This window comes from Pseudomonas sp. REB1044, assembly GCF_038813925.1.
Taxonomy (GTDB): Bacteria; Pseudomonadota; Gammaproteobacteria; order Pseudomonadales; family Pseudomonadaceae; genus Aquipseudomonas; species Aquipseudomonas boreofloridensis.
In genome coordinates, this window is record NZ_CP046139.1 from 772,336 (window position 1) to 794,410 (window position 22,075).

Sequence of the window (22,075 nt, forward strand, 5' to 3'; positions counted from 1 at the left end):
CCGGAGATTGCCCATGCAACGGATCAGATACGTCTGGGAGCATTTCGAGGAAGGCATGATCGCCTTGCTCCTGGCGGCCATGACTTTGATCACCTTCATCTACGTGGCCGTGAACAACCTCTATACGCTGTTCTACAGCCTCAGCGACCGCTTTAGCTTCGTCAGCGAGCCGCTGCTCGACATCGGCGATCACCTGATGGGGTACGCCCAGGAAATGACCTGGAGCATCGCCCTGACCAAGGCGCTGTTCGGCTGGCTGATCTTCTTCGGCATCGCCTATGGCGTGCGCACCGCCGGCCACCTGGGCGTCGACGTGCTGGTGCGGCGTGCGCGCAAACCGGTGCAGCGCGTGCTGGCGATGGTCGCCTGCGCCTGCTGCCTGGCCTACGCCGGGTTGTTCCTGATCGCCAGCCTCAAGTGGGTGAGTGCCGTGCTCACCGCCGGCATCGGTGCCGAGGACCTGGACCGCTACGGTATCCAGGTCGGCCACATCGCCTTGATCGTGCCGTTCGGCTTCGCCCTGATCATCGTGCGTTACCTGGAAATCCTCTACCGCATCGTCACCCACCGCCAGACCGGACTGGGCCTGGCAGACGAAGCCGCCGAGGCGAGCAAACTGGCCAACCCGGGCGAGGAGTCACACTGATGACCGTCATCTGCCTGTTCCTGCTGCTGTTCGTGTTCATGTTCCTGGGCGTGCCGATCGCCATTTCCCTGGGGCTGTCCGGTGCGGTGTCGATCCTGCTGTTCAGCCAGGATTCGCTCAGCTCGCTGGCGATCAAGCTGTTCGAGACCTCCGACAGCTACACCTTCCTGGCCATCCCGTTCTTCCTGCTGTCGGGCGCGTTCATGACCACCGGTGGCGTGGCCCAGCGTCTGATCGATTTCGCCAACGCCTGCGTCGGGCACATTCGCGGCGGCCTGGCGATTGCGGCGGTGCTGGCGTGCATGCTGTTCGCCGCGTTGTCCGGTTCATCACCCGCCACCGTCGCGGCGGTGGGCTCGATTGCCGTGGCCGGCATGGTGCGCTCGGGCTATCCCAAGGAATTCGGCGCCGGGATCATCTGCAACGCCGGCACCCTGGGCATCCTGATTCCGCCGTCGATCGTCATGGTGGTGTACTCGGCCGCCACCGAAACCTCGGTGGGCAAGCTGTTCATGGCCGGTGTGGTGCCGGGCATCCTGCTGGGCCTGTTCCTGATGGTGACCATCTACATCGTGGCGCGCATCAAGAAGCTGCCCGCGCAGCCACGGGCCAGCTTCGCCGAATGGCTGCGCACCGCGCGCCGCGCATTCTGGGGGCTGTTGCTGCTGGTGATCATCCTCGGCGGCATCTACAGCGGCATGTTCACCCCCACCGAAGCGGCGGCAGTGGCGGCGGTGTACTCGGCGTTCATCGCCCTGTTCGTGTACCGCGACATGAGCTGGCGCGAGTGCCCCAAGGTGCTGCTCGAATCCGGCCGGCTGACCATCATGCTGCTGTTCATCATCGCCAACGCCATGCTCTTCGCCCATGTGCTGACCACCGAGCAGATTCCCCAGCAGATCACCCAATGGGTGCTGTCCGAGGGCCTGACGCCGCTGGGCTTCCTGATCATGGTCAACGTGGTGCTGCTGGTGGCCGGCAGCTTCATGGAACCGTCGGCGATCATCCTGATCCTGGCGCCGATCTTCTTCCCCATCGCCATGAAGCTGGGTATCGACCCGATCCACCTGGGCATCGTCATGGTGGTGAACATGGAGATCGGCCTGGTGCACCCGCCGGTGGGGCTGAACCTGTTCGTCACCAGCGCGGTGACCGGCTTGACCCTGGGCCAGACCATTCGCGCGGCGCTGCCGTGGTTGTCGATCCTGCTGCTGTTCCTGGTGCTGGTGACCTACGTGCCGTTCATCTCGCTGGCCTTGCCGGCCTGGTTGGGCATGCCGTAGCCGGTGCGCGAAGGCGGCGGGCGACCGGTGGTTCGATGAGGACGCAGCGCAAATCCCAGGGCTTGGATATCATATCGCCAGTAATGCAGCGCAACCTTTCGACTGCCGCGCGGGTCGAAGGTCGCGTTGCCCGTGCCGGGCTTGTGCAGCCCGCACCGGCGTGCCTTGCAGATCTTCCTCGTCAGCCATGGAAAGGCGCCCCGTCTTCCTTCGAGTACCCCAATCATGCTGCATCTCTTCCGCCGGTCCGGCGAGCTTCAGGCGCTCAAACAGCTGACCCAATCGTTATCCCTTGCAGGCCAAGGCCCGGCCAACTGGATGGCCGTGCAACAGGCCTGGACCTCCCGTGAATCGCAAGCCGCGCAGGACCAGGCGCGCATTGCCGAACTCGAGCGCGAGCTGGAGTCGGCGCGTCAGTTGCTGGCCGAGGCCGACGGCACGGCGCGTGCTTCGGAAACCCGCTTCGACCTGGTCAACCGCGCCTCCAGCGAGGGCTTGTGGGACATGGAAGTGGTCGCGGGCGACCCGGTCAACCCGCGCAACCGCTTCTGGTGGTCGCAGCAGTTCCGCGAAATGCTCGGCTTCCGCAATGAGCAGGACTTTCCCAACGTGTTGGCCAGTTGGGCCGACCGGCTGCATCCGGACGACCGCGCGGCCACGCTGGATGCCTTCGCCCGCCACCTGAACGACAAGTCCGGCATGACGCCCTATCGGGTCAAGAATCGCCTGGCCATGAAGGACGGCAGCTACCGCTGGTTCTTCGCCCAGGGCGAAACCCTGCGCGACGGCCGTGGCACGCCGCTGCGCGTGGCCGGTGCCCTGCGCGACATCCACGATGAGCTCGAGCGCGCGGCCGAGCACGAGGTGATCATCACCCGCTTCGAGCTGGCGCGCGAAATGCTTTCCGATGGCTTGTGGGACATGGAAGTGATCGCCGGGGATCCGGTGAACCCGAAGAACCCCTTCTGGTGGTCGCCGCAGTTCCGCCGTCTGCTCGGTTTCGAGACCGTCGAGGAATTCCCCGATGTGCTCGACAGTTGGGCCTCGCGCCTGCACCCGGACGACAAGGGCTACAGCCTGGAAGCCTTCCAGGCGCACCTGAATGACCGCAGCGGCAAGACCCCCTTCGATGTCGAGTACCGGCTGAAGATGAAGAGCGGCGAGTACCGCTGGTTCCGTGCCCGTGGCCAGACCAAGCGCGATGCCAGCGGCGCGCCGCTGCGGGTGGTGGGGGCCCTGGTGGACGTGGACCTGCAGCACCAGCAGAACGCCATGCGCGAGACCGAGGCGGCGCACCAGCGCACCCTGGAATCAAACATCACCAAGCTGACGCAGATCGTCGGCACCATCCAGAGCATCGCCAGCCAGACCAACCTGCTGGCACTCAATGCGGCCATCGAAGCGGCCCGTGCCGGCGAGGCGGGCAGGGGCTTCGCCGTGGTGGCCGATGAGGTGAGGAAGCTGGCGACGCGCACCACCGAAGCCACCGAGCAGGCTGCGGACATGATGCGCGGTTAAGGCGCGGCGGGGCTGCCGTGCAGCCCCGGCCGTGGTGTTCAGTCGTCGGGATTGTCGCGCTCGAAGGTGGTTTCCAACAGCGCTCTCACGGCCTCGTTCGGCGAGCCGAGGTAGTGCTTCTCGAACGCGCCATCGCTGTCCTCGCGGGTGGCCAGCAAGCCCCATGATTGCGTGCCCTTGGCGTTGAAGACCACCACCAGTTGGTTGTCCTTGCAGTCGTGGGGCTTGCACACGTTACCCACCAGCACCGTGTCGTCGCCCAGCTTGACCTTGCGCAGCGGCGAGGCGGTGCCTTTGGCCTGGCTGATCCACTCCGGCAGCATCAGCATCTTGGCGTAGGCCGCCTTGTAGGGCGCTTTTTGCACCAGATCCGGCAAGTATTGATCGGCGGCAGTGGCCTGAAGGGTGCAGCAGGTGAACAGGGTTCCCAGCAGCAGAGAGGGGGTGAGCTTCATCGACGACTCCTGTAATGACTGTGCCTGGCGCTGACCGTCCGACCCAGGCCGAGCGATGCGCCGCTGCTGTTTAGCGTAGTTGGGATTTACGTACGGCTGTAGACGAATCTATCAGAGCGGCATTCCCGTACCGGTCGAGTGCACCGCTGTCTATTAACTTAAAACTGTCGAAGTGCGACATATACGCGCACCTGTATAGGCATTCAGCACAATAATTTACTCGGAATTACTCTCATTACGAACAAGCTGTATGGGCGCACTGTATCTATTGGATCCTAAAATAAACATTCAATAATGGCGTTAGAGTGCCGATCCGTTTGGTATATCCACTTACATTCGAGATTGAAATGAATTTCATCAGAAACGCACGATTATCGACCAAACTGATGACGGCCTTCGGTGTCTGCGCGCTCATCACTCTGGCCATCGGTCTGCTGGGCGGGCGCGGTGTCAGCCAGATGGCGCAGAGCCTCGGCCTGGTGTTCTCCAACAACCTGGTGTCGGTGTCCAAAACCGGGGAGGCCAGGGCTATGGCCATTTCCCAGCAGCGCGACCTTTATTCTTTGATTACCGCGACTGCCGAAAACGCTGATCAAGCGATCAAGGATCAAATCCTGCGTGCTATGGCAGCCGACCGCGCCGCCAGTGAAAAAGCCTTCGCCACTTATCGCGCGACGCCGCTGGAAGATGACGAGCGCGCGGCGGGCGATCGCATGGAAAAGTTGTGGCCGGTGTATCAGGCGCAACTGCAGCAGGTGGTCAACCTGGCCCAGGCGGGTGATCTGAAAAGTGCCCGTGCGGTGCTGTCGGGTGAGTTGGCACAGTCGTACGACAAGATCCTGTCCGAGTTGACCATCATGGTCGAATCCAACAACCGTCAGATCGGTGAGGGGGCCAAGGCCGCCGATGCGCTGGAAACCCAAGTGACCACGGTGTTGTACGCCGGTATCGTCATCGCCTTCATCATCGCCTTCGCCCTGGGTCTGTTCATCAGCCGCCTGATCAGCCGACCCATCGTCGAAGCCGTGACGGCTGCCCAGCGCGTCGCCCAGGGCGATCTGACCCAGAAAGTCTCCAGCACCAGCGGCGACGAAACCGGCGAACTGATCAATGCCATCGGCGATATGCAGAACAGCCTCAAGTCGACCCTGCACCAGATCTCCGACGCCGCCAACCAACTCGCCTCGGCCGCCGAAGAGCTCAACTCGGTGACCGAAGATGGCAGCCGTGGCCTGCTCAAGCAGAACGACGAAATCCAACAGGCGGCCACCGCCGTCAACGAGATGACCTCGTCGGTGGACGAAGTGGCGCGCAACGCCGTGTCCACCTCCGAAGCCTCGAAAGCTGCCCGCGAACAGGCCGACCAAGGCGTGGGCCAGGCCCGTGAGGCGGTGGCTGCGGTGAACAACGCCACCGTGGAAATCCAGGCCTCTTCGGACACCGTCGAGCACCTGGCCGGCCAGGTGAAAGACATCGCCAAGGTGCTGGACGTGATCCGTGGCATTGCCGAGCAGACCAACCTGCTGGCACTCAACGCCGCCATCGAAGCCGCCCGTGCCGGCGAGCAAGGACGCGGGTTTGCGGTGGTCGCCGACGAAGTGCGGGCGCTGGCTGCCCGGACCCAGTCCTCGACGGTGGAGATCGAGCAGATGATCGGCAGCGTCCAGGCCCGTGCCGACCAAGCGGTGGTGGCCATGGCCAAGAGCCAGACGTTGGTCAACAACACCCAACAACTGGCCACGGCCACCGGTCAGGCGCTTGAATCCATCGCCTCGGGCATCGCCAGCATCAACGACCGCAACCTGGTGATCGCCACCGCGTGCGAAGAGCAGGCCCACGTGGCCCGCGAAGTGGACAAGAACCTGGTCAACATCCAGGACCTCTCCACCCAGACCGCAGCCGGCGCCCACCAGACCACCGCCTCGGCCCAGGAGCTGTCGCGCCTGGCCATCTCGTTCAACGACCTGGTCGGCCGCTTCCGCCTCTGATCGGCGCCACCCTGAACAGGGCACCCGCTGCAAGCAGCGTGGTGCCCTGTAGGCGTTTAGCGAGCGGGTGTTTTCAGCGGGCGTACTGCATCGACGGGTCGTCGGCGTCCTGCTGCAGGTTGTTGTAGAAGATGCAGCCGATCAGCCGCGAGAATAGCGTGAGGGTTTCTGCCAGGTCAGGATCGTCCAGGGCGGTGCGCGTGGTGTCCAACGCACACAGCGCGCCGTACAAACGCCCGTCCGGCAGGAAGATCGGCACGCCGGCATAACTTTCCAGGTCGTACTGACGCACGATCGGCTTTTGCGCGAAGCGCTTCACCTCGCTGATCGACGGAATCAGCAAGGCGTTGGGCAGGGTGCGGAATTCATCGCAGATGGTGGTTTCGATCGGCACGCTTTCGCCGACCTCCGGGCCGATGTCGTCGGGGTCGTGCACCGAGCAGGTGAGCCATTCGTCTTCGTTGAACTTGGCAATCGCCGCGAACTTCATGCGGGTGATACGAGTCACTAGCCTGAGGATGCTGGTGGTGGCTTCGATCTCGGCAATGGCATTTCTCTCGGGTTGAGACAAATACTGCGACAGCTCTAGCGTCTGGGTATGCATGGGCGCTCTTCAATGTGTGTTGTGCTGCACGTGACGATGACGTCGAACCCACCGCCGACCCTGTATCGACCGACAACCCATCCTGGTCCAAGTCATTGCCCCACATCCAAGTGTGAGGATGCTAGCACGGCGCGTTCGCGCGGCAGCGCTTCGAACGGATGACCTTTACGTGCTGAACTATCCAGGCGGGTTGTTTCCAGCCTGCCCCCAACACTTCAGATATTTCTTTCAGGGAGATAGTTGAATGTATCCGTTGGCCAAACCCTTTGTCTTGACCGTTGGGCTGCTGGCACTGGCCGCCTGCGATGCGGGCAATACTGCCAAGCCCTCGGCCACCGAGGCGCAGGGCTTTTCCTTCGATGGCCGCTGGAGCGTCGCCGGTGTGGCGGTGTCCGACGATGGCGTGCAAGCGCTGGTGGATAACGACCCGAGCCTCATGAACGAGACCCTCACCTTCAGCGCCAAGTTGCTCAAGTGGGATGCCCCGCAAGGTTCGGGCGATACCTGCAGTCAGCCAGTGATCAATACGATCTCCACCGCGCCTGACGAAGACGCCCGCGCGCTGCTCGACAAGCTGGGGCTGCACGACACCACCGCTTACTCCGTGCACTGCGAAACCGGCCACTGGGGACCGGTCCAAGGTGCCAGTCCCACGTTCTATAGCAACGCCGCCGGTGACCTGGCGCTGGTCTGGTACGACGGCGCGCTGCTCAAGCTCAACCCCGTGCGCTGAGCACAACCACTCGCACAACCCGCCACAGCGACTACACTGCCCTGACCGCCCCTCGGGGCAAAGGCAGGCATGGGCCCGCCGCACGCGCCATGGCAACCCGCCGCGCGTGTGGCCGGGCAGCCCGATCTACGGACAGGTCGGGTCAAGGATTGGTTTTCCATAACCGTCTGGCTGTAAGGGATACACCATGCACACCCTCACTGGAAAAGTCGCCGCCATCACCGGCGCAGCGGCCGGTATCGGCCTGGAATGCGCACGGGCGATGCTCGCCGAAGGCGCCAAGGTCATGTTGATCGACCGCTCCGAGCAGGCCCTGGAGCAGGCCTGCCACGAACTCGGCGGCAACGCCTCACCCTGGGTCGCCGACCTGCTCGATCCCGCGAGCGTCAACGGCCTGCTGCCCGCCATCCTCAGGCGCTACGGCCGCCTGGACATCTTCCACGCCAACGCCGGCGCTTACGTCGGCGGCGACGTGCTCGAAGCGGACCCGGACGCCTGGGACCGCATGCTCAACCTCAACGTCAACGCCACCTTCCGCGCCATCCGCACGGTGCTGCCGCACATGGTCGAGCGCTGCACCGGCGACATCGTCATCACCAGCTCCGTGGCCGGCGTGGTGCCGGTGGTGTGCGAGCCGGTCTATACCGCCTCCAAGTTCGCCGTGCAGGCCTTCGCCCACACCGTGCGCCGCCAGGTGGCGCGCCACGGCATCCGCGTCTGCTCGGTGCTGCCAGGCCCGGTGGTCACCGCACTGCTCAAGGACTGGCCCAAGGACAAGCTCAACGAAGCCCTGGCCAACGGCTCGCTGATGGAGCCGCGCGAAGTGGCCGAGTCGGTGCTGTTCATGCTCAGCCGCCCGCGCAACGTCACGGTGCGCGATCTGGTGGTGTTGCCGAGCAATGTCGATCTGTAGAGCGTCCTCGCGACTGCACCCACAATCATAAGAAGAGGTAGACATGATCCTTGATAAATTCAGGCTCGACGGCCAGGTCGCGCTGGTGACCGGCGGAACACGCGGCATTGGTCTGGCAATCGCCCAGGCCCTGGGCGAGGTGGGGGCCTATGTGGTCATCAGCGGCCGCCGCTTCAACGACGCCGCAGCCGCGGTGTTGGAAGAAGCAGGCGTAGCCTTTCGCTTCATCGAAGCCGAACTCACCGAACCCGAGGCCGCCGCCCGCCTGGTGGCGCGCGCCCACCAGTGGCACGGCCGGTTGGATGTGCTGGTCAACAACGCCGGCATCGCCAGCCACGGCTGCACCGAGCAGTACCCCGACCAGGCCTGGCGCGACGTGATGGCGGTCAACCTCGACGCCGTGTTCCGCTGCTGCCGCGCCGCGCTGCCGATCATGCGCGAACAGCGGCGCGGGGCGGTGTTGAATGTCGGGTCCATATCGGGGTTGGTGTCGAACGTGCCGCAGCAGCAGGTGGCGTATAACGCGTCCAAGGCGGCGGTGCATATGTTGACCAAGAGCTTGGCCAGTGAAGTGGCGGGGCAGGGGATTCGGGTGAATGCCGTGGCGCCGGGGTATATCGAGACGGATTTGTCGCGAGAGGGGATGGAGAATGAGGCGTGGTTTTGTAAGTGGATGGAAATGACGCCGATGGGGAGGGTGGGGCAGCCGGAGGAAGTGGCGGCGGTGGCGGTGTTTTTGTGTTCGGGGGCGGCGAGTTATGTGACGGGGGAGGTTGTGGTGGTGGATGGGGGGTATTTGGTGAGGTGAGGGGGCGGGGCCCTCTTGCCATTTAGGACGCATGGCGCTGACAAGGAGTGTCAGCGCCTTCCGGTCGCCAGCACTTAAACGTTCTTGAGACGGCCCAGACCATGGGTGACGGAAACCAAGTTGAGGCTCAGCTCGAACTCTTCTACGGGACCTTCGTAGACCGCTCGATGGATGCCGGGGCCGAAATATTTAACCGTGGTGTCGAAGTTTACAGGGGCATGATGCAGCGGGTTGCCGTCTTTGTCATAGATGACCACCCGACTGTAGTCCCAGGAAGAAGAGAAGCATTGCAGCGCGATGTAGTTGGTGGGTTTATCGAAGGTCAGTTCGAAGGATGCATCAGAAGCGAAATGCCCGTTGTTTCCATAGACGAGGATACTGTGTCGATCATTATCGGCATCGACCACCAGGAACGTCGCTTCTGTGGTATTGGGGGTGAGCTTGAGTGTATAGCCGGGCCTTTGCACTTCACCATCGAGTTCAGTGCGGGGCTTCAGGTCCTTAAAGTAATCAGTGGTGTAGGATACTTTGGCGTTCTTGTAAAGCTCACTCATCGCGGTCATCTTGTGCTCCAGTAGGGCGAACCCCTGTGTTCGATCCAGATAACGATAAATGCCGCAAGGGTGGGCTGCGTTTGCGTGTTGAGTAGGCAGTGACGCAGCGGCGTTTGCGGTTTCGGGGTTGATATTCGGTGAGGGGGGGGAGGGGGGCAACTGGTAGATTTATCAGGTGGGGGGAGTAGGCTGGCCATGCGTTTACCAGGTCGGCCTGATAAATCGATCTCCGTACAGCATCGCGAATTGATTCATCGCATTTTTCCAGTCATGGGCCGCTGAGCCCCAGTTTGCCGTGATGTTCCGCAGCCCCAGCCAGATCAGCTTGGTGGCGGCCTCATCCGTTGGGAAGTGACCACGCGTTTTGATGATCTTGCGTAGCTGGGCGTTGATGCTTTCGATCGCGTTGGTTGTATGGGTCACTTTTCGAATGCCTGACGGGAAGATAAAGAGTGGAATCACTTGATTCCTGGCTCTTCGAGAGAGTCTAGGAAAGCAGGGGCGATTCATTGAGCTATCGTGCTAGCTGTTCTGATGTTCTTGGTTAATTTACTCAGGAGGTTACGCATGCAGGAAAAATACGGTTTGCAGTTTTTCAATAGTGATGGGTCGCTGCTCATGGAGGTTGGCCCACACGTTGTTCGGGAGATGCCCCAGTTTTCCAAAAAAATAGGCGAAATAGCGGCGTGCTGGGCGCAGACTGAAGTACACCTGAACTGTCTTTTTGCAGTCTTACTAAATGTGACGCCTGACGATGCCGCCTATAGATTAAAAAGATATAAAACGGCCGCACAGGCAGCTGAGGGGGCAAGGAATATCGCAACTGAGTGTCTCGCTGGTGGAGAGCTGAAAAATGTCAATGAAGTCCTAGATCGGATGAATTCGATACGGCCTCGCCGAAATCGTATCCAGCATGATGTTTGGGCTAAAAAGGGAGGTGTTGAAGATAGGCTATATGCAGTTCATGCTGACCAGTACCTTGAATTCACAACGAGAATGCTGGAGTTAACAGAGTCGAGGTTGCCTGAGAGTGTAAAGGTCGATCGAATCATATGCTTGGGTGAAGAGTTCGCAGGCAAAGTGTCAGCCAGCTTTACGGTGGAGGAGCTTCAAGATCTTGAATATGAACTGAGTGAGGTGAGTAAAGACCTTATGACTGCAATGTTCGCTCGGCTTTTGGCCCGTAAAGAAAACTGATGTGAAGAGTTGCGGCTTTGCAGTCGCCCATTCCTTGCGATACGCCCTCTGTCTATATCAGAGGGGGCTCGGGCGATTATTGGCAGAGCCTGTGCTAGCCCACCCTGCTAAAATCTCCGGCAACTCATGGACAGGAAGACTATCAGCATGCCCGCGATGTGGATGATTCGAGGTGACGGCGGCCGACTTTACGATGATTTTCGTGACCGTAGCCTGGCAGCTATCGGCTGGGCTCAACTTGCCGTTGAAGCTAAGCCCGGTGTTTCTCGCAAAGCCCTTATCCAAGCTTACAAAGACCTCCAGCCTGGTATCAAAGACGCCACTGCCGTTTCCGGCGCCTCGCAGGTTTTCCGCTTCGTTAACGAGATAAAAATCGGCGACACCGTCGTCACATACTCCCCTGCCAACCGCATCTATTTGGTCGGCGCGTTCACAGGCCCCAGTCAGTACCGTGAAGACCTGGCACATGACGGCATGGCGCTGGCCCGCCCAGTGGAATGGTATTCGCTTGAAGTCGACCGCGATAAGCTCACCAGCGCCAGCCGTAACAGCCTGGGTTCTACATTGACCGTTTTCAATGTCGCTGAAGATGCGCAGAAAGAGCTGCTGGCACTCGCCAATGGCAAGACACTGTCCGCCTCGGTGAAGGATGCCATCGAAGAAACCGAAGTATTGGAAGACCCATTGAAAGGCGTGCAGGAAATTGCCTTCGAGCGGATCAAGGACCAGATCAACAGCCTGGACTGGGCAGACATGCAGGAGTTGGTAGCGGGCATTCTGCGAGCGATGGGATACAAGACACTCGTCTCGCCTGCGGGCGCTGATCGAGGTAAAGACATCATTGCGTCTCCAGATGGGTTCGGCTTCGAGCCGCCGCGAATCGTGGTCGAGGTGAAGCACCGTGAAGCTCGAATGGGCAGCAATGAAATTCGTAGCTTTCTCAGTGGACGCCACAAGGATGATCGGGGTTTGTATGTGAGCACGGGCGGGTTTACGAAAGACGCGCTGTATGAGGGAGAGCGAGCGAATGTGCATCTAACGATGTGGACGTTGGATGAGCTAGCGCGGACGTTGATGGCGCATTATCCGGCTACTGATCCGCAGACTAAGCGGTTGGTGCCTTTGACTTATTTTTATGTGCCGGCTTGAAGTGGGGTGGTGCTGGGAGATCAAGGGTAGGCAGTGGTCGTGATCGCTTTATTGTGGCTTAGTCCTTTCTATACCTGTGAGCCGGGGTAATCTGAACAGTCCTAATAACCTATTGAATATTATGAAAATTTACATTTTACCTTCTCTGTCAGGAATGCATTTTGGAATGCATGGTCGATGACCAGAGCGTTATCAACGGTGGTTTAGGTTCAATAGCGGTCGACTTCTGGACGGGACTACCAGACAGCCTACTCCGTGGCCTTTTTATGCTAATGCGTAATTGCGGGGATGAAGCCTGCGGTGGACGCATGCGCTCGTTGATGAAATTTGCACAAGCGACGGAGCCTTATAGACTCAGTAGTTCTGAAGCCTCTAGCCACGCGAGATCCCAATGCGTCGAGATCATTCCCATCTCCAATTTCTTACCATAGGTCAAGCCCTCCTAAACCTAACGAGCGCGACGTCCTTGCCGATGGATACGGATGATCTCCTTTTGCAATGCGAAAATGGTAACTGCTCGCTGTACATCCGGCTACCGAGCGCGAGTGGGCTGACGCAGGTATCAGGCGAGCCCGACGACTTACCCGAAAGGGTTTATCAAGCTGGGCCACAAAAGGTGTTGAGCATCTTTGCCATCAGGAAGGCACGTCCTGGGATACCAACCATGATTAGCATGGCCGGCCCCGTATTTCGTGACGATGACAGCTTCAACGAGGTTACGAGGGTGTGGGAGGCGCTGATTGACGTAGGCTCGGCGGAACTGATGATTAAGCCAGCAGACGTCACTGCATTATTGGGAAGATTGCTTAGGGTCCCGTCTGACAATGATGTCCTGGACGACCGCGAAAAGGCTAGTGCCGGGGCGATCATTGCAGCATTGGCCACTATGTCTCCCACTAACATCACTAAACCTTGGAGTGTGGCAGACGCGATCATTCAAGCTGGAGCAGCCAACGGGATCGCTATGCCGGGGAGGACTACGGTCGTCAAATTTCTCGAATGGGGAAACGCGGCTCGGTCTGGCAAAAAGTCCAAATGAGATTTTGGTGAATCTCAGTTGAGCCGAAGCTTTCCAACCATGCCGTACCTTGCTCCTACACCAAGCAGCGCCAACCAGCGCAAAGGAGCAATACATGGAAATTCCAACGCGGTCGTTTCACCCTCGCAGAATCCTTCGGCTCCCGGAGGTCGAGCTCCGCACCGGATTCAAGCGGGCTCATATTTACAACCTGATGAGCCAAGGGCGCTTTCCTAAATCCGTCTCTCTCGGCGCGCGTGCCGTGGGGTGGGATTCTGTCGCCATCGAAATGTGGGTAGAGGAGCGAATTTCAGAAGGGGCACCGTTGAGCTCCAGCGTTAGGGGGGAGGCTGTATGACAGCGCTTGCCTATGTCTTTGTGGACCCTAATGGTCAGGAAACCTCCCCTAAGCTCAATGTTAGGGACGAGGATTCTGACAACCTCTATTGGTTTGCAGATATGGCGACGATCCGGACGACTAACGCTCTAGATCGCCCTGGATTTCTCGACCTGCGGAAATTTGCCCGCCCGGGAGACATGTTGATCATTTCGAGCCTGAATCGGCTAGGCTCCGACCGTGCAGAAATACGTGTCGTGCTTCGAGCGATGAAGGCGAAAGGGGTCACAGTCATTTCGGTGGCGGAGGGTTTGAGGTTGTTCGGTCCCGATGAGACAGCAATCCGGTCTCTACTTGGAAATAGCTGGGAAGATCGTTCTCCAGCGCCCTAGCCAGCATTGGCAGCTTATATTGTGATGAGGCTCGCTGGCTCAGAAGGTGTACTTTTTGAGCCAGAAAATCACCCTCGCTTCTTCGGTGAAAACGTTAGGTGATCATATGGCTCAGATGTGTTGATTTAATCTGAGCTATGCTATATATTCTGAGCCATACTTTTGAGCCGCAGAGTGACACATCCGATGACAGTCCTAGCCTACGTCCGAGTCAGTACAGAAGATCAAAGCACTGACGCGCAGCGCCATTCGATTGCTGCACTGCACAACGTGGAACACTGGTACGCGGACGAGGCAACAAGCGGTGCAACGAAAGCCCTACACCGCCCCGGCTTCGCAGAGCTATTCAAGTTCGCTCGCAAGGGCGATACCTTGATCGTATCTGCAATTGATCGTCTGGGACGGGACACCATTGATTTGCTGGAAACAGTCGAGGCTCTGAAAGCCAAAGGTGTAGCAGTCGTCTCTATGCGGGAAGGCTTTGACCTCTCATCTTCGATTGGAAAAGCGATGCTTACTATGCTCGCAGCTGTGGCTGAGTTAGAAAGATCGAACATCAAAGCCCGTCAGATGGCCGGCATCGCCCGCGCTCGTGCGACAGGGCAGAAGCTTGGTGCTCCGAAGCGGATTGATGATGAAGCGGTCCGCGTTTGGCGGAGAGAAAACTCAGCAACAATCCAGGAAACCGCCACGCAGTTTGAAATCTCCGTTGCCGCAGTCAAGCGAGCATGCGCCAGCAAGACCTCAACCGTTACAGAAGGGGCATGATCATGGCAGGCAAACAGAAAACGCCAGACCAAGCTACACAGGCTGTGATACTCAGAGAGGCAGGATGGACCGTATCTGCCATTGCTGATCGCCTGGTCATTAGTATCAGCACCGTTCAGCGCCTGCTGAAGAAACATAATGCCGTCGCTGGTGCAGCCACCCAGGCATTGATCGAGAAGGCAAGAGACGAGCTGCTGACCACCGCTTACTCTTTGGAGTCGGTGCAGCAGGCCGCTGCGTCGTTGATTGCTGATGAGCTGGCGCTGACTCAGCAGATACGGGCTAAGCTTGCAAACGCAATAGAAAGTCTCGATCCCGCTGACCCGGTGGCGTTCCGGGGGCTGGCCGCAGCGTCGACAACGCTCAAGCTGACACAAGACGTTACGCGCCGCGCCCTACCCATTGAGAAGCTGAATCAGGCGTTAGAAATTGACGAAATACCGGAGCTCCGGATTCACATCATGACGGAAGACGATGTCGCAGAAATGCGGGCACAACAGCGCCTAGAGGAAGCTGAACGCAATGGAGAGCTACAGGGTGTTGAAGACGAGCTTGAGAATTTGCGCTGGATGGAAAGCAGACGTTTGGCCCAGCTGAAGCAGGCGGATGACGAAATCGTCTGTGAGGGCGATGACTCACTCATGACCGGAACCTGACTGACCAAGTGTCAAACCCTTAGAACGCAGTGTAAGTATCGAACACCCTGGGGCCTCTGCCGGGATGACCATTTTGAAAATCCAATATATCGCATCGGTGCCGAGTTAAATCATGACGCATCAGCACACGGAGCTCAGCACCGGAAATTTTGTTGAGGGAGGCACCATCAAGGCGAGCGGCCCTTTTCCAAAAAAGGCTGCTGTTACGCCACCAGCAAAAAAACGCTGCACACCAGCTATCGCGGGGGTTTTGGCGGGCTTCTATACGTCCTATGTGAAGAACCTAGCAGTATTAGGGGGATTAGAGCTTCAGGAAACAAAAGACCAAGCAAGAATAGATACCCTGAAAGCCAACAACATTCACCTAAAAGCAATCGCACAGGACTACGCTTCTGACGTACTTCTTCAAGACTGGAAACGAAGGTTGCCGGCTGACACAAAGCGTGCTTTCAGCTTTCTAGGGTTTGCATTGAAGTCTGGCGCTGAGGTCATAAATTTTCGTCTAGGCCATGAGGTAGCTGAAGCCGCCTTGTCAGCCAAGAAAGGACCGACCGACTATCTTTCCGCTCTCCTCAAATCACTCGGCATTGTAGACCTCGTTTTTGTCTTGGAGTTTGCCAACAGTGACAGCGGAGAGAACCATCCCTTGCATCTTCATGGAATCGCTCGCATCCCGGCTGCCCTCGATATACAAGCCATCCGAAAGCTACTTGCACCGGAACCGGATCTGGCCGCATCACCTCCGACAAGAGGTTATCGCCAACGCTGGAGCAATAAAGCGATTGCGGTGACCGAGCTTCATACTCCGGGTGCTTGGGTATCCTATAGCTGTAAAGAGTTCGACTTTACCGCCCACAGTTTGCAATCCAATCCGAGATACGCCAGCCGATCTGCTACCAAGGCTGGCAGAGATCTCTATGAAGCAATGAAGGATTGGCTGCGCTCCTAGTGCGGCTCTAGCAGCCTCTGTTGCCGCTCCCCAAGCAACCGCTCTGAGGCGACAGCAATCTCTCAAGGCGACGCCCTGTGGCATTACTCGCGAATGGCGGGAGGGCGCCCCGTCATTTCACGAACTGATAGGCTGCTTCATCCTACGTATGCATGAATAGACACATGTGCCTTAGCCGGATACTGTAGTGCGCTATAGACATCAAGGAGTGATTAAAATGGCTGGACGCCCACCCGAAGTAGACCGTAACCGCTCCATGAACCCCACATTCAAAGCGCGAAGTTGATCCCCAATGCTGTGCTCCCGATCTCTTTCTGGAGCCAGCCCCGTCATGATGCGACCCGACGCCAAAGTCGAAAAAGTCTATCTCTACCCCAAGCCCGTCGACTTCCGAAAGTCGATTGACGGCCTGGCCGCTTTGGTCGAACTGGATATCAAAGTGGCGGTGTTTGACCCCGTGCTTTTCGTGTTTCTCAACAAGCCGCGCAACCGCGTGAAGATCCTCTACTGGGAACGAAACGGCTTCTGCCTTTGGCTCAAGCGCCTCGAATCCGAGCGTTTCAAAACATCGCCTGACGCCACCGACGAGGCGATCATTCTGACCGTCCAGGAACTCAACTGGCTGCTCGACGGTTTTGACCTCTGGCGTAATCGTCCTCATCAGGTTTTGACGCCGCGCTACGTGGCGTAACCCGGTATAATCCGGGCCATGATTTCTCTGCCCGATGACCTTCCTGATGATCCTGTTTTGCTTAAGCAACTGTTGCTTGAGGCCCTCAATCGTCAGGAGGAAACCACTCAGGCTTATCAGACTCACATCGTCGACCTGAAAGAACAGATCAAGCTGTTGCGTGACCGTTTGTTTGGACGCAAGTCCGAGCAATCCGTAGAACCCAACACGCCACAGTTGGCCTTGTTCAATGAGCCTGAAAGCGAGCCAATGCCGTTGGTTGGCGACGCTGATGAGGAAGTCGTTGCACCCACAGTGCGTCGTGGCAAACGCAAGCCGTTGGCGGCCAATCTGCCGCGTATCGAAGTCATCCACGAACTGCCCGAACACGAACTGACCTGTGCTTGCGGTTGCCGCAAACATGCCATCGGGGAAGAAACCAGTGAGCAACTGGATATCGTGCCGATGCAGATCCGGGTCATCAAACATATCCGCAAGATCTACGCTTGCCGTGGCTGTGAAGCCGCACCGGTCACCGCCGACAAGCCTGCCCAGTTGATCGAGAAAAGCATGGCCAGCCCCAGCGTGCTGGCCATGCTACTGACCACCAAGTATGTCGACGGTTTACCGTTGCATCGGTTTGAAACGGTACTTAGCCGCCACGGTATCGATATCCCTCGGCAAACGCTGGCACGCTGGGTGATCCAGTGCAGCGAGCATTTCCAGCCACTGCTTAATTTGATGCGTGATCGGTTGCTGGAAAGCCCAGTGATTCACTGCGATGAAACCCGTGTACAGGTGTTGAAAGAACCGGATCGAGATCCGACCAGCCAATCCTGGATGTGGGTGCAAGCCAGTGGCCCACCGGATCGAAAAGTTGTGCTGTTTGATTACACGTCCAGCCGTGCGCAGGAGGTGCCGTTGCGCTTGCTGGAAAGTTACCGTGGCTATGTCATGACTGATGATTACGCCGGCTATAACGCGTTGGCGTTGCAGCCGGGCGTGGAGCGACTGGCGTGCATGGCCCATGCGCGACGCAAGTTCGTGGACGCGCAAAAAGTGCAGCCCAAAGGTAAAACCGGACGGGCTGATATCGCGCTGGCGATGATCAACAAGCTGTACGGCATCGAGCGCGAGTTCAAAGACGTCAGTGATGAACAGCGGTTTGCTGGTCGACAGGAGAAAAGCCTGCCGATCCTGACACAACTGAAAAGCTGGCTGGATAAAACCCAGTCGCAGGTGACCGCACAAAGTGCGTTGGGCAAGGCAGTGCATTACCTGGCGAACAACTGGAGTCGACTGGAGCGCTATGTCGAAGCGGGTTACTTGCCCATCGATAACAATACGGCCGAAAGAGCGATCAAGCCGTTTGTCATAGGGCGCAAGGCCTGGCTGTTCAGCGACACCGTCAACGGCGCCAGTGCCAGCGCGAAGATCTACAGCCTGATCGAGACCGCCAAGGTCAACGGCCAAGAGCCTTATACGTGGCTGCGCCACGTACTAGAGCGGCTACCGCACGCCTCGTCGGTAGCAGACTACGAAGCGCTGCTACCGTGGAACTGCTCGCCAGAGATGCCACGGTAACCCGTTCCCCCACTGTTGGGCAGGTGGGGTTTATGGATCGCGTACTAAGCATGTTCGGCAGGTAGTGGAGCTCGCCTTCATGGGCGTGGTGGCATCATGGGAAGAATTTCTGGAGATGGCGCTAGTTCGCTATGTGGCCGGAGCCAAGACTGGAACAGGCTACAGACCCACACCAAAATTTGGGCGTGCTACCTCAATTGAGCACGCTTACCAAGTGCTATCAAATAACCCGAAATTCAGTTCGAGGAAAGATTATCTGTACGCGATCCATAAACCCCACCTGCCCAACAGTGGGGGAACGGGTTACCGTGGCATCTCTGGCGAGCAGTTCCACGGTAGCAGCGCTTCGTAGTCTGCTACCGACGAGGCGTGCGGTAGCCGCTCTAGTACGTGGCGCAGCCACGTATAAGGCTCTTGGCCGTTGACCTTGGCGGTCTCGATCAGGCTGTAGATCTTCGCGCTGGCACTGGCGCCGTTGACGGTGTCGCTGAACAGCCAGGCCTTGCGCCCTATGACAAACGGCTTGATCGCTCTTTCGGCCGTATTGTTATCGATGGGCAAGTAACCCGCTTCGACATAGCGCTCCAGTCGACTCCAGTTGTTCGCCAGGTAATGCACTGCCTTGCCCAACGCACTTTGTGCGGTCACCTGCGACTGGGTTTTATCCAGCCAGCTTTTCAGTTGTGTCAGGATCGGCAGGCTTTTCTCCTGTCGACCAGCAAACCGCTGTTCATCACTGACGTCTTTGAACTCGCGCTCGATGCCGTACAGCTTGTTGATCATCGCCAGCGCGATATCAGCCCGTCCGGTTTTACCTTTGGGCTGCACTTTTTGCGCGTCCACGAACTTGCGTCGCGCATGGGCCATGCACGCCAGTCGCTCCACGCCCGGCTGCAACGCCAACGCGTTATAGCCGGCGTAATCATCAGTCATGACATAGCCACGGTAACTTTCCAGCAAGCGCAACGGCACCTCCTGCGCACGGCTGGACGTGTAATCAAACAGCACAACTTTTCGATCCGGTGGGCCACTGGCTTGCACCCACATCCAGGATTGGCTGGTCGGATCTCGATCCGGTTCTTTCAACACCTGTACACGGGTTTCATCGCAGTGAATCACTGGGCTTTCCAGCAACCGATCACGCATCAAATTAAGCAGTGGCTGGAAATGCTCGCTGCACTGGATCACCCAGCGTGCCAGCGTTTGCCGAGGGATATCGATACCGTGGCGGCTAAGTACCGTTTCAAACCGATGCAACGGTAAACCGTCGACATACTTGGTGGTCAGTAGCATGGCCAGCACGCTGGGGCTGGCCATGCTTTTCTCGATCAACTGGGCAGGCTTGTCGGCGGTGACCGGTGCGGCTTCACAGCCACGGCAAGCGTAGATCTTGCGGATATGTTTGATGACCCGGATCTGCATCGGCACGATATCCAGTTGCTCACTGGTTTCTTCCCCGATGGCATGTTTGCGGCAACCGCAAGCACAGGTCAGTTCGTGTTCGGGCAGTTCGTGGATGACTTCGATACGCGGCAGATCGGCCGCCAACGGCTTGCGTTTGCCACGGCGTGGTGTCGGTGCGACAACTTCTTCATCGACGTCGCCAACCAACGGCATTGGCTCGCTTTCAGGCTCATTGAACAAGGCCAACTGTGGCGTGTTGGGTTCCACGGATTGCTCGGACTTGCGTCCAAACAAACGGTCACGCAACAGCTTGATCTGTTCTTTCAGGTCGACGATGTGAGTCTGATAAGCCTGAGTGGTTTCCTCCTGACGATTGAGGGCCTCAAGCAACAGTTGCTTAAGCAAAACAGGATCATCAGGAAGGTCATCGGGCAGAGAAATCATGGCCCGGATTATACCGGGTTACGCCACGTAGCGCGGCGTCAAAACCTGATGAGGACGATTACGCCAGAGGTCAAAACCGTCGAGCAGCCAGTTGAGTTCCTGGACGGTCAGAATGATCGCCTCGTCGGTGGCGTCAGGCGATGTTTTGAAACGCTCGGATTCGAGGCGCTTGAGCCAAAGGCAGAAGCCGTTTCGTTCCCAGTAGAGGATCTTCACGCGGTTGCGCGGCTTGTTGAGAAACACGAAAAGCACGGGGTCAAACACCGCCACTTTGATATCCAGTTCGACCAGAGCGGCCAGGCCGTCAATCGACTTTCGGAAGTCGACGGGCTTGGGGTAGAGATAGACTTTTTCGACTTTGGCGTCGGGTCGCATCATGACGGGGCTGGCTCCAGAAAGAGATCGGGAGCACAGCATTGGGGATCAACTTCGCGCTTTGAATGTGGGGTTCATGGAGCGGTTACGATTATCTCAAAGTTACTGATCCGAACTGGGTCACAAGCCAAGCAGATTTTCTATTCAGCGCACACGGGTTTGGCAACGTAAAAATCAAAGGGCCTCTTCTTGGTCACGCCTCCTCCATAAGGAACCGCGTAGCTCATTCTTCGAAAAAGTGTCGTGCAGACTTCAAAGCCACAGTCATACATTTTCTCATGCCTCCTACCGGCTCGTTGAGGCAGGGGTATGGCCCAGGCGACTTACTGGTGACCCCAGTGAGCAGACATTTCGGTCAACCCGCAATCCAATTACAGTCCACACACTTCTCTGCTTTTGCAGAGCTGTACAAGTCCCTCGCGGATTCAATAATTCCTTAAGCAGACGTAAATAAAAAATAAGCGCGATTGGGGGCTGATACGCCAGGTGTTGATAGAGATCGAGGCGCTGGACCCTGCAAAACATGAAAGCATCCAGTATGGGCAGGCGAGTAGATGCACTGAGTCGGTAAAAGCCTCACAGCGGTGCTGCTATGGAAAGTAGGTTTCATCGTTGGAATGGATGCTAGGTCGTCTGGCAGCGCTAATGATTAAGAAGGCCAGGGGTAGAACCCGGCCTTATGATGTAATAGGTATTGCCCTTGTTTTTAAAAATATCCCCGTTCGAGCACGGTATCAACGGTGTCATCCCCGGCCTCTGGAAAACATTCATCGAGATGAGCGAGGAAGCGCTCGAAGCTGGAAATATGAATCGGGTTGTCGTGCACAAACTTTGTGTATGCGGCCAAGCTGATTTGTCTGCCAGCATACGTACTAAATGACTTGCGAACGTTTGATGCCAGGCGTTTGGCTTTTCTCAACACAACTACTTCGTCAATGGAAGTGAGCTTCGTTGTGATGGGGTCATATCCAGGTATTCGCAAAGCAGAATGTACTTTGATCCAGGAACGGCTTTTTTTAGCTCGTTCGCGGTCTGAGATGCTTCTTGGAACATCGTCTTATCTAGGTTTGTTTTTATTTCTGTAGCAAAATGCGAGACGCAAAACTTCGCGGTGTACGACTTGTCAGTAGCTGGGAAATCGCTGATGGTAATGCGGTGCGTCTTAGCTACCGAGAAATCTTGATCTTTACTTTTAAGGTAAACGCCGCCAGCATCTAATTCTAAAAATGGAGAGCCAAAACTGAGGCCTGCGAACGATGACTGAGGGCCACATACTACATTGGATAATCTCTTAAATCCGGGAACCATGCGCTCGTCGAATACGTAAGGTAAGAACTCCTCCAATATGCTATTGGAGAGTTTAAGTTGTCCATTTTGGCGGTATAGAAAATCACTTTGTGAGCCAAATATCAGATCAAGATCAATCGAGTTCTTGTAACTATTTAGGAGGGTGACGAGACTGCCCAGGAGCTCTTTCCCTTCACCAGACATCTCTGATAGGGCCGAGCGCCACTCTTCGTATCTATCGATAGCATCGGCCACTCTCTGTCTGTCACCAGATGGCAAACTGGGGTTGTTGGCCAGTGCTTTTAGTTTGCTGCCATGTGTTTCGGGGTGAGAAACCTTCACA

General features: G+C 57.7%; 22 protein-coding genes and 1 pseudogene. 16 read left to right on the plus strand and 7 right to left on the minus strand.

All coding sequences use genetic code 11. The features are described from left to right. Window positions 1-13 precede the first annotated feature (13 nt). The 3 genes from GKC70_RS03615 (at window position 14) to GKC70_RS03625 (ending at window position 3,447) form a co-directional block, all read left to right on the plus strand. Window positions 14-646, plus strand: a complete 633-nt coding sequence (locus GKC70_RS03615) for a TRAP transporter small permease (RefSeq protein ID WP_342650466.1) — start codon at window positions 14-16, stop codon at window positions 644-646. After that, on the plus strand, window positions 646-1,929 hold the full coding sequence (gene dctM / locus GKC70_RS03620) for a C4-dicarboxylate TRAP transporter large permease protein DctM (protein WP_039580398.1): 1,284 nt from the start codon (window positions 646-648) through the stop codon (window positions 1,927-1,929). Before GKC70_RS03615 ends, dctM begins: the two co-directional genes overlap by 1 nt. Window positions 1,930-2,154: 225 nt before the next feature. Next, window positions 2,155-3,447 (plus strand): PAS domain-containing protein, encoded by a 1,293-nt coding sequence (locus GKC70_RS03625; protein ID WP_342650467.1) that lies wholly within the window; start codon window positions 2,155-2,157, stop codon window positions 3,445-3,447. A gap of 38 nt (window positions 3,448-3,485) precedes the next feature. On the opposite strand, the gene GKC70_RS03630 is transcribed toward GKC70_RS03625, so the two are convergent. Further along, entirely contained in the window at window positions 3,486-3,902 is a 417-nt protein-coding gene (locus GKC70_RS03630; protein WP_342650468.1) for an Ivy family c-type lysozyme inhibitor, read from the minus strand. A 347-nt stretch (window positions 3,903-4,249) separates the two neighbouring features. On the opposite strand from GKC70_RS03630, the gene GKC70_RS03635 reads away from it, so the two are divergent. Then, a complete protein-coding gene (locus GKC70_RS03635) occupies window positions 4,250-5,890 on the plus strand; it encodes a methyl-accepting chemotaxis protein (RefSeq protein ID WP_342650469.1) in 1,641 nt (546 codons plus the stop codon). A 73-nt stretch (window positions 5,891-5,963) separates the two neighbouring features. Here the strand turns inward: GKC70_RS03635 and GKC70_RS03640 are convergent, their stop codons facing one another. Further along, entirely contained in the window at window positions 5,964-6,494 is a 531-nt protein-coding gene (locus GKC70_RS03640; protein WP_342650470.1) for a GAF domain-containing protein, read from the minus strand. A gap of 244 nt (window positions 6,495-6,738) precedes the next feature. Here GKC70_RS03640 and GKC70_RS03645 point away from each other — a divergent pair, with 244 nt between their 5' ends. From GKC70_RS03645 to GKC70_RS03655, 3 genes are all read left to right on the plus strand, one after another. Further along, entirely contained in the window at window positions 6,739-7,227 is a 489-nt protein-coding gene (locus GKC70_RS03645) for a hypothetical protein (protein WP_342650471.1), read from the plus strand. A gap of 187 nt (window positions 7,228-7,414) precedes the next feature. Then, window positions 7,415-8,140, plus strand: coding sequence for an SDR family oxidoreductase (locus GKC70_RS03650; RefSeq protein WP_039580381.1), 726 nt, complete (start codon window positions 7,415-7,417; stop codon window positions 8,138-8,140). Window positions 8,141-8,183: 43 nt separating this feature from the next. Next, the gene (locus GKC70_RS03655; RefSeq protein WP_342650472.1) at window positions 8,184-8,948 is read left to right on the plus strand and encodes an SDR family NAD(P)-dependent oxidoreductase; all 765 of its coding nucleotides are present in this window, start codon (window positions 8,184-8,186) and stop codon (window positions 8,946-8,948) included. Window positions 8,949-9,022: 74 nt separating this feature from the next. On the opposite strand, the gene GKC70_RS03660 is transcribed toward GKC70_RS03655, so the two are convergent. Then, complete coding sequence (locus GKC70_RS03660; protein ID WP_342650473.1) at window positions 9,023-9,511, minus strand: hypothetical protein; 489 nt, start codon at window positions 9,509-9,511, stop codon at window positions 9,023-9,025. 192 nt (window positions 9,512-9,703) lie between these two features. Next, a pseudogene (locus GKC70_RS03665) lies at window positions 9,704-9,982 on the minus strand (transposase); the annotation flags it as partial. 87 nt (window positions 9,983-10,069) lie between these two features. Here GKC70_RS03665 and GKC70_RS03670 point away from each other — a divergent pair. The 9 genes from GKC70_RS03670 (at window position 10,070) to GKC70_RS03710 (ending at window position 18,222) form a co-directional block, all read left to right on the plus strand. Continuing rightward, on the plus strand, window positions 10,070-10,699 hold the full coding sequence (locus tag GKC70_RS03670) for a hypothetical protein (RefSeq protein ID WP_342650474.1): 630 nt from the start codon (window positions 10,070-10,072) through the stop codon (window positions 10,697-10,699). A 147-nt stretch (window positions 10,700-10,846) separates the two neighbouring features. Then, window positions 10,847-11,848 carry a restriction endonuclease gene (locus GKC70_RS03675; RefSeq protein WP_342650475.1) on the plus strand — a complete coding sequence of 334 codons (1,002 nt, stop codon included), beginning with the start codon at window positions 10,847-10,849 and terminating at the stop codon, window positions 11,846-11,848. 466 nt (window positions 11,849-12,314) lie between these two features. Continuing rightward, complete coding sequence (locus GKC70_RS03680) at window positions 12,315-12,887, plus strand: hypothetical protein (protein ID WP_342650476.1); 573 nt, start codon at window positions 12,315-12,317, stop codon at window positions 12,885-12,887. 94 nt (window positions 12,888-12,981) lie between these two features. Beyond that, window positions 12,982-13,224 (plus strand): AlpA family transcriptional regulator, encoded by a 243-nt coding sequence (locus GKC70_RS03685; RefSeq protein ID WP_342650477.1) that lies wholly within the window; start codon window positions 12,982-12,984, stop codon window positions 13,222-13,224. A gap of 557 nt (window positions 13,225-13,781) precedes the next feature. Then, complete coding sequence (locus GKC70_RS03690; RefSeq protein WP_342650478.1) at window positions 13,782-14,363, plus strand: recombinase family protein; 582 nt, start codon at window positions 13,782-13,784, stop codon at window positions 14,361-14,363. A gap of 2 nt (window positions 14,364-14,365) precedes the next feature. Continuing rightward, on the plus strand, window positions 14,366-15,019 hold the full coding sequence (locus tag GKC70_RS03695; RefSeq protein WP_342650479.1) for a helix-turn-helix domain-containing protein: 654 nt from the start codon (window positions 14,366-14,368) through the stop codon (window positions 15,017-15,019). 112 nt (window positions 15,020-15,131) lie between these two features. After that, the gene (locus GKC70_RS03700; RefSeq protein ID WP_342650480.1) at window positions 15,132-15,968 is read left to right on the plus strand and encodes a hypothetical protein; all 837 of its coding nucleotides are present in this window, start codon (window positions 15,132-15,134) and stop codon (window positions 15,966-15,968) included. A 331-nt stretch (window positions 15,969-16,299) separates the two neighbouring features. After that, window positions 16,300-16,659 (plus strand): IS66 family insertion sequence element accessory protein TnpB, encoded by a 360-nt coding sequence (gene tnpB, locus GKC70_RS03705; protein WP_029614001.1) that lies wholly within the window; start codon window positions 16,300-16,302, stop codon window positions 16,657-16,659. An 18-nt stretch (window positions 16,660-16,677) separates the two neighbouring features. Then, window positions 16,678-18,222, plus strand: a complete 1,545-nt coding sequence (locus tag GKC70_RS03710) for an IS66 family transposase (RefSeq protein WP_342650481.1) — start codon at window positions 16,678-16,680, stop codon at window positions 18,220-18,222. Window positions 18,223-18,525: 303 nt separating this feature from the next. Here GKC70_RS03710 and GKC70_RS03715 read toward each other — a convergent pair whose 3' ends face one another. From GKC70_RS03715 to GKC70_RS03725, 3 genes are all read right to left on the minus strand, one after another. Then, window positions 18,526-20,070 carry an IS66 family transposase gene (locus GKC70_RS03715; protein WP_342649213.1) on the minus strand — a complete coding sequence of 515 codons (1,545 nt, stop codon included), beginning with the start codon at window positions 20,068-20,070 and terminating at the stop codon, window positions 18,526-18,528. Window positions 20,071-20,088: 18 nt separating this feature from the next. Continuing rightward, window positions 20,089-20,448 (minus strand): IS66 family insertion sequence element accessory protein TnpB, encoded by a 360-nt coding sequence (tnpB, locus tag GKC70_RS03720; RefSeq protein ID WP_029614001.1) that lies wholly within the window; start codon window positions 20,446-20,448, stop codon window positions 20,089-20,091. A 921-nt stretch (window positions 20,449-21,369) separates the two neighbouring features. Next, the gene (locus tag GKC70_RS03725; protein ID WP_342650482.1) at window positions 21,370-22,074 is read right to left on the minus strand and encodes a Bpu10I family restriction endonuclease; all 705 of its coding nucleotides are present in this window, start codon (window positions 22,072-22,074) and stop codon (window positions 21,370-21,372) included. Window position 22,075 lies beyond the last annotated feature (1 nt).